Origin of the sequence: Nocardia vaccinii NBRC 15922 (assembly GCF_001613305.1) — a bacterium.
In the GTDB taxonomy this organism is placed as follows: Bacteria; Actinomycetota; Actinomycetes; order Mycobacteriales; family Mycobacteriaceae; genus Nocardia; species Nocardia vaccinii.
The window spans coordinates 1-12015 of record NZ_BDCC01000042.1; the positions used below are offsets into that span (position 1 = coordinate 1).

Genomic DNA, 12015 nt, shown 5'->3' on the forward strand with positions numbered 1-12015 from the left:
AGCATGAGCGGGTCAGGGCCGGAGGAGCCAGTTTGCGTAACCACGGAGGCCTCCCGAGCATCCGGAATGGAAACAGTATGAGCGCGGCCGGAATTCAGTTCTGGCGGTCGACGGAGAAATTGCGTACACGCACGCTCGGTGTGCTGTTCTTCGTGGTGATGGCCCTGTTCCTGGGAACGACGGTCGCCATGTACAACAAGGCGTTCACCCCGGTGGTGAAGGTCGATCTGATCACCGACACGGTCGGAAACGCGTTGACGCGCAACGCCGATGTGAAGGTTCGCGGCATCACCGTGGGCGAGGTCAGGTCGAGTCAGCCACAGGGCAGGAAGGTCACACTGCATCTGGCGTTGGATCCGGGCAAGGCGAAGAAGATCCCGTCCAACGTCACCGCGCGGCTGCTGCCCAAGACGTTGTTCGGCGAGCGGTACGTCGATCTGGTCTGGCCGCAGGATCCCAGCGGGCACCTGACCGCGGGACAGACCCTGTACCAGGACGCCAGCGGTAACGCCATCGAGGTCAGTCAGCTGCTGGACAGTGTGATGCCGCTGCTGCAGGCGATTCCGCCGCAGTATCTGGCCTCCACGCTGGGCGCGCTGTCGCAGGCCCTGGGCGGACAGGGCGCCGAGCTCGGTCACACGGTGGACCGGCTGGACACGATCTTCCGCGGGCTCAACGGCGTCATGCCGATCCTGCAGGACGACATCCACAATTTCGCCACCGTCGCGGACACCTACTCCGACGCGCTGCCGCAGTTGGTCGACACGTTCAACGATCTGCGCACGCTCAACGCCACGATCGTGCAGAAGCGTTCGCAGATCGACACGCTGTACTCGACGCTGACCCCGACCTCCTCGCGGCTGGCCGATTTCCTGACGGCCAACCACGACAACATCATCGACGTCGCCGCCGATTCCAGGCCGGCGTTGCAGCTGCTGGCCACCTATTCCCCCGAATATGCCTGCACCATGCGGAATTTCGCGCAGCAGAAGCCGCGGATCGACCAGATCTTCGGTAAGGGAACCGATCTGCCCGGCTCGCGGGTGTCGATCAAACTGATCAATCCGCGTGGCCGGTACCTGCCGAATCAGGACGAGCCCCGCTGGTTCGACACCCGCCCGCCGGTGTGTTTCCCGGAGCCACCGCTGGGCATCGACGCCGGCCAGTATCCGACCGGTTCGGCCAATGACGGCTCCTACCAGCCGCCGACCCGTAATCCGGGCGATCAGAACATCGGCAAACTGCCGCCGGCGCAGTTCTCGGTCTTCGGCGCGCAGCCGGCCTCGCTGGCCGGTTCGCCGTCCGAGGAGCATGCACTGGGCGCGATCTACGCCGCGGCGAACGGGGTTTCGCCGGACAAGGTGCCCAGCTGGGTCAGCCGGATCGGTGCGCCCGCGCTGCGTGGAAGTGAGGTGAGTGTGAAGTGAGCGAGCTTGCGAGTGAACCATGTGCACAGCGCGCCGCGCGCACGACGGAGCCGAGCGTCAGCGAGGTGGAGTCGTGAGCGAGCTTGCGAGTGAACCATGTGCACAGCGCGCCGCGCGCACGACGGAGCCGAGCGTCAGCGAGGTGGAGTCGTGAGCGCGACACTGCGTGGACTGGGTGGGCCGCTGACCAAACTGCTCATCTTCGTCCTGGTCACCGTTCTGGCGACGGTTCTGCTCGGATTGACGATCGCCAACTACTCCGGCGGCGGCACCGGGTTCAAGGCACGCTTCAGCGATGTCACCTCGCTCAATCCGGGCGATGAGGTGCGCATCGCGGGTGTGCGCGTGGGCAAGGTCACGAAGGTGTCGGTCGTGGATCACGACCAGGCGATGGTGGATTTCCAGCTGACCGACCGCGATTGGCTGCCCGCCTCGGTGACCGCGACCATCCGCTACCGGAACCTGGTCGGCCAGCGATACATCTCGCTCGAGCAGGGCACGGGCCAACAGGGCCGAAAGCTCGACGCGGGCGGCACGATCGGCCTGGACCACACCCGTCCGGCGCTGAATCTGACGACGCTGTTCAACGGGTTCCGCCCGCTGTTCCAGACGTTGACCGCGGACGATGTGAACAAATTGTCCTACGAGATCATCCAGGTGTTCCAGGGTGAGAAGGGCACCATCAGCGATCTGGTGAGCAATACCGCCAGCCTGACGAACAAGATCGCCGACAAGGATGCGGTGATCGGTCAGATCGTGAAGAACCTCAACGCGATCCTGGATTCGGTGAACAAGAAGAACGGCGCGCTCAACGATCTGATCGTCAACACCGAGGCGCTGGTGAGCGGACTGAACGCCGAACGCGGCACGATCGGCTCGGCGGTCAGCTCACTGGGTAATCTCGCCTCGGCCACGGCCGATCTGCTGGTGCCGACGGTGCCGACGCTGCAGGGTTCGATCGCGGGATTGAACCAGCTCACCGGCACGTTGAACGACCGGTCGCCCGAGGTGAACGAGGCGCTGGCGAATCTGCCGATCAAGATGGAGAAGCTGGGCCGCGCCGCCAGTTACGGCTCCTGGTTCCAGTTCTATCTGTGCGGTATCGACATCGTCGCGGGACCGGGGATGAAGGACGGCCGGAATCTGAACCTCCCGGCGAATATGCCGACGGTGAATCAGCCGGTCTACACCAATCCCGCGCCGCGGTGCCATGGGAAGGGTGGTCGCTGATGGATGAGCGCAAGCTCCTGGGCCGGCGCAGCCCCGCGTTCATGGGTGCGCTCGGCATGTTCCTGGTGCTGTTGATCGCGGTGTCGACGTTCTACCTGGACCGGTTGCCGATCATCGGCGCGGGCACCAAGTACACCGCCGAATTCTCCGAGGCCGCTGGGCTGAAGAAGGGGAACGAGGTGCGCATCGCCGGCGTCAAGGTCGGTGATGTGACCGATGTCGGGCTCGACGGCGATCGGGTGCTGGTCTCGTTCCGCACCAAGGACGCCTGGGTCGGGAACGACACCACCGCCTCGATCCAGATCAAGACGGTGCTCGGGCAGAAATATCTGGCAGTGGATCCCAAGGGCACCCGTCCGGCGAATCCGTCCACGCGGATTCCGTTGTCGCGCACCGTTTCTCCCTATGACGTGACGGAGGCGTTCCAGGACGCCGCCAAGGATCTCGAGCAGACCGACACCGCGCAGCTGGCCAAGAGCATGCAGGTGCTCTCGGACGCGTTCTCCGAGACCCCGCCGGAGATCCGCAGCTCGATCGACGGTGTCGCGCGGCTGTCGGAGACGCTGGCCAAACGTGACGAGCAGCTCAAGCAACTGTTCGCGGCGACCAACAAGACCACCAAGGTGCTCGCCGATCGCAATGTCCAATTCGAGCGGCTGCTCGCCAACGGCGGCCAGTTGCTCGCCGAGCTGAACGTTCGCCAGCAGGCGATCGCGCAGCTGCTGACCGGTGCGAAAACCATTGCGACGGAACTGACCACGCTGGTGCACGACAACGAGAAGCAGATCGGCCCGGCGTTGACCAACCTGCAGAAGTCCATCGACATGCTCAACGACAACCAGCAGAACATCTCCAAGACGCTGACGCTGGCCGCGCCGTTCTACGGGCTCTACGCCAACGTGCTGGGTAACGGCCGCTGGTTCGACGCGGTCATCGTCAACCTGATTCCACCGGCTCTGCCGGACGTCCCGGGCAACCGTCCGCCAATCCGGACCCTGGGAGGCCGCTGATGGAACCCGAGTTCGGGAAAGATTCCCCGACCGAGAAGTTCCCGGTGCAGAAAGCTACGCCGAAGAGGGAAGAGGTTGCGGGAGGCGGTGATTCGCCGACAGAGCAGTTGCCCGTGCAGAAGGCCGAGGCGGAAGGCGGTGCGGTCGGCGGTGATTCGCCGACCGAGCAGATTCCGGTTCGGTCGGCGAGCGGATCGTCGTCCGAAGGCGCTGCGAGCGGGCGCGAGTCGTCCGAGGCCGCGGCCGGGTCATCGGGGGCCGCGGCGTCGGGCGGATCGGCCGGGGCCGCCGCGGCGTCGGGCGGCGGCAGCCGTCATCGCGATCCGCTGAGCGCACTGCGTGGATTCAGCGGTCCCACGAAGATTCTGATCTCGCTGGTAACCGTCGTGGCGGTCGTGGCGGCTGGAGTGGTGTGGTGGCTGTTCGACAGTTTCGACACCACTCGCATCACCGCGTACTTCGACAAATCGATCGGCATCTACCAGGGCTCGGATGTGCGCATCCTGGGTGTGCCGGTGGGCAAGGTGGATTCGATCACGCCGATGGGTGATCGGGTGAAGGTCGTCATGTCGGTCGACCGGAAGTACGACATCCCGGCCGACGCCTCGGCCGCGCAGATCACCCCCTCGGTGGTCTCGGACCGCTACATCCAGCTCAGCCCGGTCTACCGGGGCGGGCCGAAGATGGCCCGCGAGGCGACCATCCCGAAGGAGCGCACCGCGACGCCGGTCGAGGTGGACCGGCTCTACAAATCCATCGCGCAGCTGTCCGACGAACTGGGCCCCAACGGCGCCAACAAGAACGGCGCGGTCAACCAGCTGGTCGAGACGGGTGCGAAGAATCTGGCCGGTAACGGTGACGCGCTGGCCAACAGCCTCACCCAGCTCTCGCACGCGGCCAGCTATCTGTCCGATGCGCGCGGTGACATCTTCGGCACGATCAAGAATCTGCAGATCTTCGTGCACACCCTCGCGGTGAACGACGCGCAGGTGCGACAGTTCAACGCACAACTCGCGGATCTGGCCGGATTCCTCTCGGGGGAGCGGCACGACCTGGGACAGGCGCTGAATCTGCTGTCGGTGGCGCTCGGGGATGTGGCCCGGTTCATCGACGACAACCGCGAGTTGGTCGCGAGCAATGCCGCGTCGCTGACCAAGCTGACCCAGACCCTGGCCGATCAGCGCAACGACGTCGCCAACCTGCTGCCGGTGCTGCCGCTGGCGTTGAGCAACTTGATCAACGTGCACAACGGTGAGACCGGCACCCTGGACATGCGGGCCAACTTCACCGATCTGCAGAATCCGTTCGGCACGATCTGCAAGTTGCTCGATCTGGGGCAGTTGCGTCCGGGTGACCCGAAGTTCGACGCGATCAGCCGTCAGATGCGGCCGATTCTGGACCGGTGCAAGGCGATCACCGACCAGATCAAGGCGGGTGTGGTGACGCCGACGCTGAACCTGCCGTTCGGCATCCTGAGCGGTGAGAATCAGCAGCGCGCGCCGGTACCGGGGACCGTGCCCGGGACTCCGTCGAATCAGCAGCCGCCCTCGCAGAAGCCGGGAGGCCAGAGGTGAAGTCACTCAAGATAGCCTGTGCTGCAACGGTTCTGGGCCTTACGACAGTGCTGGTGAGTTCCTGTGGTTCGGCGGGGATCTACAGCGTTCCGCTGCCCGGTGGTGCGAGCATCGGCGATCATCCGCTGCATCTGGACATCCGCTTCGACGACGTCCTGGATCTGGTGCCGCAATCCGCGGTGAAGGTGGACGGCATCGCCGTGGGCCGCGTGGACAAGATCCAGGTCGCACCGGACGGCTGGACCGCGAGTGTGCGTGTCGTAGTGAACGATTCGGTGAAACTTCCCTCGAACGCGCACGCCGAGGTGAAGCAGACGAATCTGCTCGGCGAGAAGTTCATCGAACTGACCCGGCCCCCCTCCGGCGCCTCCGAGAAGCCGTTGCACGACGGCGAGGTGATCCCGGTGCAGAACACCCGGCACGCCACCGAGGTGGAGCAGGTCCTGGGCGCATTGTCGTTGCTGCTCAACGGCGGTGGTATCGCGCAGCTGCAGCCGATCGTCACCGAGCTGAACAAGACCCTCGGTGGTCGTGAGGACAAGGTCCGCTCCCTGCTGAACCAGGCCGACACGCTGATCAAGGGCCTGAACGATCAGGTCGGCGATATCCAGCACGCGCTGGACGGTCTCGGCACGCTGTCCGAGCGGGTCGGTCAGCAGAACGAGCAGATCGCCAAGATCCTGGACGAGCTGCCCGCGGGCATTCACATCCTGGACCAGCAGCGTCCCGAACTGATCGGGCTGTTGCAGCAGCTGAATCGGGTCGGGACGGCCGGGATCTCGGTGCTCGACAAATCCAAGGACAACCTGATCAACGATCTGACCGCGCTGCGCCCGACCCTGCAGGAACTGGGCCGCTCCGCGCCGGATCTGGTGACGGCGTTCCCGCTGATCCCGACCTATCCGTTCCCCGACGAGGCGATCAAATCCGAATTCGGCGGCTCGGTGAACACCTGGCTGTCGGTGGATCTGCAGATCGGCACCATGTTGAAGGGGCTCGGCGTGGGTGAACCCAATCCGGTCTACATTCCGCCGAAGTGGGGTCGTCCGGTACCGGTCGATCCGACCAACCCCTATTACAACGGCAACGGCCCGCGGCCGGGCTGGCCCACGGTCTCGCTGCTCCCGCTGCCGCCGACCGTCGTGGCGCCCGCCAACGCCAAGCCGGGTGATCCGATCGGTTCGATTCTGAATCAGTTGGGAGTGAAGCCGAGATGAGCAAACTCGTCCGCTATCAGCTGATCGCGTTCGGCGTGATCGCCGTGCTCGGCGTGGTGTTCGTTGGCGCGAAATACGTGCACCTGGACCATATGCTGGGCATCGGCCAATACCAGGTGCGGTTGAAGATGGCGACCACCGGTGACATTTCCAAAGGCTCGGAGGTCACCTACCGCGGTGTTCCGGTCGGCACGGTCGGCGCGCAGGACATCACCCCGGACGGTGTGGTCGTCTACCTGCAGATGGATTCGGGTAAGCCGAAGGTGCCCGCGAACGCGAAGGCGGTCGTGGCCAACCGGTCGGCGATCGGTGAGCAGTACGTGGATCTGGTGCCCTCCAGCGCCGGCGGCCCGTATCTGCGAGACGGTTCGATCATCGTCGGCGGTGAGACGCCGCTTCCGGTGCAGGACCTGCTGGCGAGCGTGAACACCCTCGCCAGCACCACCGATCTGAAGGCGCTGAGCACGACGGTCACCGAACTCGGTAAGGCGTTCGACGGCCAGGGCGACAATTTGCGCGTCCTGATCGATTCGCTGAACAAGTTCTCCGTGAGCGGGGTGGACGCGCTGCCGCAGACGGTGGAGCTGATCAAGGACGCGCAGACGGTCCTGCAGACGCAGGTTGATCAGGGCAGTGATATCCGGCAGTTCAGCGACGGCCTGGACAAGGTGGCCGCGCAGCTGCGCGCCAACGACCCCGATATCCGCCGCCTGATCGGCACCGGCACCGATGCCGGTAATTCGGTCGGCCAACTGCTGCAGGAGAGCGGTGCTCCGCTGACCAAGGACCTGGCGAATCTGCGGACGTTGCTGCTGGCGGTCTCGCCGAAGTATTTCGCGCTCAAACCGCTGCTGCAGATGTTGCCGCTGCTGTCGATCGGCGGTTCGGCCACCGCGCCCGGCGACGGGACCACCCACTTCGGGCTGGTGCTGGAAACCAACAATCCGCCGGCCTGTACCCTCGGGTACGAGGGCACGCAGAGGATTCTCGCGCAGATGAAGGCGAAGAATCCGAACTTCGATGACACCCGTGACGATTTCCCGTTCAACAAGGACGCGAAATGCACTGTGCCGCAAGGTAATCCGACGGACGTGCGGGGCGGAGCCCGGGCCGAACTGGCCGATCCGAGCGTTCCACAGCCGTGGGACAACAAGCCCAAGACCGATCCGGACAAGCTGAACCTGAACCCGGTCGCCACCCAGCTGGCCACTCTCATCGGAGTGACGCCGAAGCGGTGACGGCCGGACAGGGGTGGCAAGTCCGGGAAATAACGACGCTAGGGTGTCGCTGTGAGTACTGACCTGTCCAATGTCGCGCCGGAAGCTGCGCAGATACCGCCTGAAGAGGACGGCTCGAAGGTTGCCGGCACCTCGCTGACGCTGCGAACGGTGCTCACCTGCGTGGCCGCCGTCTGGCTGGTGGCGGCGGTGGTCGCGGCCGCCTGGTTCGGCGTCGGGTGGGTGCGCGCCGGATTCTTCACCGACGGGCCCCGGACCGAGGCCCGCGACAGCGCGTTGGACGCCGCGCGGCAGGCGGCGCTCAACCTGAGCTCGATGAATCCCGACGACGTGGACGGCTCGATCAAGCTGATGCAGTCCTCGATGACCGGGCAGATGCTGGACGAGTTCAACCAGAACCACGACCGCATCAAGCAGACCGCGCAGCAGTCCAAGACGCGGCTGGACGCCAAGATCCTCGGCGCCTCGCTGACCTCGCTGGACAGTGAGCGGGACAAGGCCGCGGCGATCGTCGTCGTACAGCAGACGCAGACCGCGCCGAATGTGCCGGTGCAGTCGTTCCGGGCCACCTGGACCCTGGACCTGGCGAAGGTCGGGGGCCTGTGGAAGACCGATCAGGCCAATTCGCTGGGACAGCTGGTTCCGTTGGACAACGCGGGTTCGGCCGCGTCGCCGCAGGCCAACCCCTCGCCGCAGGCCAACCCCGCCCCGCAGGCCAACCCCTCGGCACAGTCCGGGCCGTCCACGCCGGCGCCCGCACCGAGCGGTACTCCCGCGCCCGCGCCGCAGAGCCAACCGGGTTCGTAGGAGGTACCCGTCAATGACTTCACGTCGTCCCGTCAACAAGATCTCCTCGCGGATGCGGCCCGCGCAACGAGCCGCGGAAACCCCCGGTCGTAAGCGGACCTCCCGCGTTACCGCTCGTTCGCCGCGTTCGGACGCGTCCTCGGGCGAGGTCTCCCCGGGTAAGGCGCCGGCCGCCGGGGCCGGTGAGTCCGCCGAATCCGCCGGCAGGGCGGGCCGGTCGCTGCGTCTGCCGAGTGTGCGAATGCCCACACTGCCGCGGTTTCGCGCGTCGGGCTGGGGTGTGGGCGCCGGCATGCTGGTCGCCGCGATCGTGCTGACGGTGTTCGCGGTGGTCGCCTTCCTGCGGCCGGGAGTGGGCGACGGAAACGCGGCATTCGTGGATACCGCGGCCACCCAGCAGGTCACCGCCGCCGCCGATAACGCGCTGAAGACGATCTACTCGTACGACGTCAAGAACATCGACGGCTACAAGGACACCGTCCACAAGGTGGTCACCGGCAAGATGCTGGGCGATTTCGACAAATTCGCCGACACCACCGTTTCGGCGGTGAAACAGGCGCAATCGACCGCCACGGCCACGCCGGACCCGATCGGTGTGACTTTGCTCACCGACGATCGCGCCGAGCTTTTGGTGGATCTCACAGTGGCCGCGACCAAGAACGGCGTGCCTCAGGAGAGCGCCTCGGGTCCGATCGTGCTGCGCATGCAGAAGATCAACGGACACTGGCTGGCCAGCGAAATCGCCGACCGCTGAGCCGTTCCGGCTGGCGGAGCCGCTGTTCAGGGCATGATTATCGGTTTCGAACGGTGTCGGTATCACGTGAACGCCCAGCGCCCCAGGCGATCTCGCGGGTACCGGGGCGGCCCCGCCACTTGACGAGTTCCGTCCGAACCGTCACGCTATTCACAACAGCGGCAGCTGTCACAGGGTCCAGGACTCGGAGTGTGCAGGCAGCCGCCGACCCTGACGCAGCCAGCGAACACGGGTCCGGCGCGCCGATGCCCCGAAGCTGGGCCTTGGTGGTACTTTGACACCCCTGCTTCGGGGGTGTACGTTTGGACTTTGCGCTGGCTGCCTCCTGTCCACACCTTTGATCGCACACTACGAAAGTTCCACCGTCAGGTGTTACTTCCGTTGTCTGCTGTATGGGGCTCGTTCGGGTTGCGACCAGCGGGAATCTCACACAACGAAGCAGACAAGCGACGGTCGCAGGCCCACCGTGCGACTCGCGTGAGGTGCTGGAAGGACGCATCTTGGCAGTCTCCACCCAGACCAAGGCCGGTATCCCCGGAGCCCCTAAGCGGGTGTCTTTCGCGAAGATCCGCGAGCCTCTCGAGGTTCCGGGGCTTCTCGATCTACAAACCGATTCGTTCGCCTGGTTGGTCGGCTCCCCGCAGTGGCGGGAGAAGGCGATCGCCCGTGGTGAGGTCACCCCATACGGCGGGCTCGAGGAGGTGCTCGAGGAGCTCTCGCCGATCGAGGACTTCTCCGGGTCCATGTCACTGTCCTTCTCCGATCCGCGCTTCGAAGAGGTCAAGGCCTCCATCGAGGAGTGCAAGGACAAGGACATGACCTACGCGGCGCCGCTGTTCGTCACCGCGGAGTTCATCAACAACAACACCGGTGAGATCAAGTCCCAGACGGTCTTCATGGGTGACTTCCCGATGATGACCGACAAGGGCACGTTCATCATCAACGGCACCGAGCGTGTGGTCGTCTCCCAGCTGGTGCGCTCGCCCGGCGTGTACTTCGACGAGTCCATCGACAAGACCACCGAGAAGACGCTGCACAGCGTGCGCGTCATCCCGAGCCGTGGCGCGTGGCTGGAGTTCGACGTCGACAAGCGCGACACGGTCGGCGTCCGCATCGATCGCAAGCGTCGTCAGCCGGTCACGGTGCTGCTCAAGGCGTTGGGGCTGACCGCCGAGGAGATCACCGAGCGCTTCGGTTTCTCCGAGATCATGATGTCCACCCTGGAGAAGGACAACACCGCCGGTCAGGACGAGGCGCTGCTGGACATCTACCGCAAGCTGCGTCCGGGCGAGCCGCCGACCAAGGAGTCCGCGCAGACCCTGCTGGAGAACCTGTTCTTCAAGGACAAGCGCTACGATCTGGCCCGCGTCGGCCGCTACAAGGTCAACAAGAAGCTCGGCCTGAACCTGGGCGAGCCGGTCATCGGCTCGACGCTCGCTCGTGAGGACATCGTCGCCACGATCGAGTACCTGGTCCGGCTGCACCAGGGCGACAAGCTGATGACCGCTCCCGGCGGCACCGAGGTCGTCGTCGAGGTGGACGATATCGATCACTTCGGCAACCGTCGTCTGCGCACCGTCGGCGAGCTGATCCAGAACCAGATCCGCGTCGGCCTCTCGCGTATGGAGCGTGTCGTGCGCGAGCGCATGACCACTCAGGACGTCGAGGCGATCACCCCGCAGACCCTGATCAACATCCGCCCGGTCGTGGCGGCGATCAAGGAGTTCTTCGGCACCTCGCAGCTGTCGCAGTTCATGGACCAGAACAACCCGCTCTCGGGTCTGACCCACAAGCGTCGCCTCTCGGCGCTGGGCCCGGGTGGTCTGTCCCGTGAGCGCGCCGGCCTGGAAGTGCGCGACGTGCACCCCTCGCACTACGGCCGCATGTGCCCGATCGAGACCCCGGAAGGCCCGAACATCGGCCTGATCGGTTCGCTGTCGGTGTACGCGCGGGTCAACCCGTTCGGTTTCATCGAGACGCCATATCGCCGCGTCGAGCAGGGTCGGGTCACGGACGAGGTCAAGTACCTCACCGCCGACGAGGAGGACCGCGAGGTCCGCGCTCAGGCCAACTCGCCCGTCGCCGCCGACGGCACCTTCCTCGAGGACCGGGTGCTCGCGCGCCGCGGCAACGAGGAGATGGAGTTCGTCTCGCCCAACGAGGTCACCTACATGGACGTCTCGCCGCGCCAGATGGTGTCGGTCGCGACGGCGATGATCCCGTTCCTCGAGCACGACGACGCGAACCGCGCGCTGATGGGCGCGAACATGCAGCGTCAGGCCGTGCCGCTGATCCGTTCCGAGTCGCCGCTGGTCGGCACCGGTATGGAACTGCGCGCCGCGGTGGACGCCGGCGATGTCGTGGTGAACGACAAACCCGGTGTGGTGGAAGAGGTTTCGGCCGACTACGTCACCGTGATGCACGATGACGGCACGCGCCGCAGCTACCGGATGCGCAAGTTCAACCGGTCCAACCAGGGCACCTGCTCCAACCAGCGTCCGATCGTGGACGAGGGCCAGCGGGTGGAGCGCGGTCAGGTCCTGGCCGACGGCCCCTGCACCGAGAACGGTGAGATGGCGCTGGGCAAGAACCTGCTCGTCGCGATCATGCCGTGGGAAGGCCACAACTACGAGGACGCGATCATCCTGTCGCAGCGCCTCGTGGAGGAGGACGTGCTCACCTCGATCCACATCGAGGAGCACGAGATCGATGCCCGCGACACCAAGCTCGGCGCCGAGGAGATCACCCGGGATATCCC

General features: G+C 65.4%; 9 protein-coding genes. All 9 read left to right on the forward strand.

The window, feature by feature from the left end:
- Positions 1 to 77: 77 nt before the first annotated feature.
- The gene (locus NV1_RS26040) at positions 78 to 1427 is read left to right on the forward strand and encodes an MCE family protein (protein ID WP_067896663.1); all 1350 of its coding nucleotides are present in this window, start codon (positions 78 to 80) and stop codon (positions 1425 to 1427) included.
- Positions 1428 to 1589: 162 nt separating this feature from the next.
- Complete coding sequence (locus NV1_RS26045; RefSeq protein WP_067896681.1) at positions 1590 to 2657, forward strand: MCE family protein; 1068 nt, start codon at positions 1590 to 1592, stop codon at positions 2655 to 2657.
- Positions 2657 to 3667 (forward strand): MCE family protein, encoded by a 1011-nt coding sequence (locus NV1_RS26050; RefSeq protein WP_067896666.1) that lies wholly within the window; start codon positions 2657 to 2659, stop codon positions 3665 to 3667. Before NV1_RS26045 ends, NV1_RS26050 begins: the two co-directional genes overlap by 1 nt.
- A 335-nt stretch (positions 3668 to 4002) precedes the next feature.
- On the forward strand, positions 4003 to 5241 hold the full coding sequence (locus NV1_RS26055) for an MCE family protein (RefSeq protein ID WP_373864655.1): 1239 nt from the start codon (positions 4003 to 4005) through the stop codon (positions 5239 to 5241).
- Entirely contained in the window at positions 5238 to 6458 is a 1221-nt protein-coding gene (locus NV1_RS26060) for an MCE family protein (RefSeq protein ID WP_067896668.1), read from the forward strand. Before NV1_RS26055 ends, NV1_RS26060 begins: the two co-directional genes overlap by 4 nt.
- The gene (locus tag NV1_RS26065; protein WP_067896671.1) at positions 6455 to 7696 is read left to right on the forward strand and encodes an MCE family protein; all 1242 of its coding nucleotides are present in this window, start codon (positions 6455 to 6457) and stop codon (positions 7694 to 7696) included. The genes NV1_RS26060 and NV1_RS26065 overlap by 4 nt, the downstream gene beginning before the upstream one ends.
- Before the next feature lie 51 nt (positions 7697 to 7747).
- Positions 7748 to 8503, forward strand: coding sequence for a hypothetical protein (locus NV1_RS26070; protein ID WP_067896675.1), 756 nt, complete (start codon positions 7748 to 7750; stop codon positions 8501 to 8503).
- Positions 8504 to 8516: 13 nt separating this feature from the next.
- Entirely contained in the window at positions 8517 to 9257 is a 741-nt protein-coding gene (locus tag NV1_RS26075; protein ID WP_067896678.1) for a hypothetical protein, read from the forward strand.
- A gap of 392 nt (positions 9258 to 9649) precedes the next feature.
- The coding region (gene rpoB, locus NV1_RS26080; protein ID WP_157117368.1) for a DNA-directed RNA polymerase subunit beta at positions 9650 to 12015 on the forward strand (2366 nt) is incomplete at its 3' end.

Bases quoted from the DNA above. Each gene is read 5' to 3' on its own strand.
- NV1_RS26040 (WP_067896663.1), top strand. From the start codon at position 78: ATGAGCGCGGCCGGAATTCAGTTCTGGCGGTCGACGGAGAAATTGCGT.
- NV1_RS26050 (WP_067896666.1), top strand. From the start codon at position 2,657: ATGGATGAGCGCAAGCTCCTGGGCCGGCGCAGCCCCGCGTTCATGGGT.
- NV1_RS26065 (WP_067896671.1), top strand. From the start codon at position 6,455: ATGAGCAAACTCGTCCGCTATCAGCTGATCGCGTTCGGCGTGATCGCC.
- NV1_RS26075 (WP_067896678.1), top strand. From the start codon at position 8,517: ATGACTTCACGTCGTCCCGTCAACAAGATCTCCTCGCGGATGCGGCCC.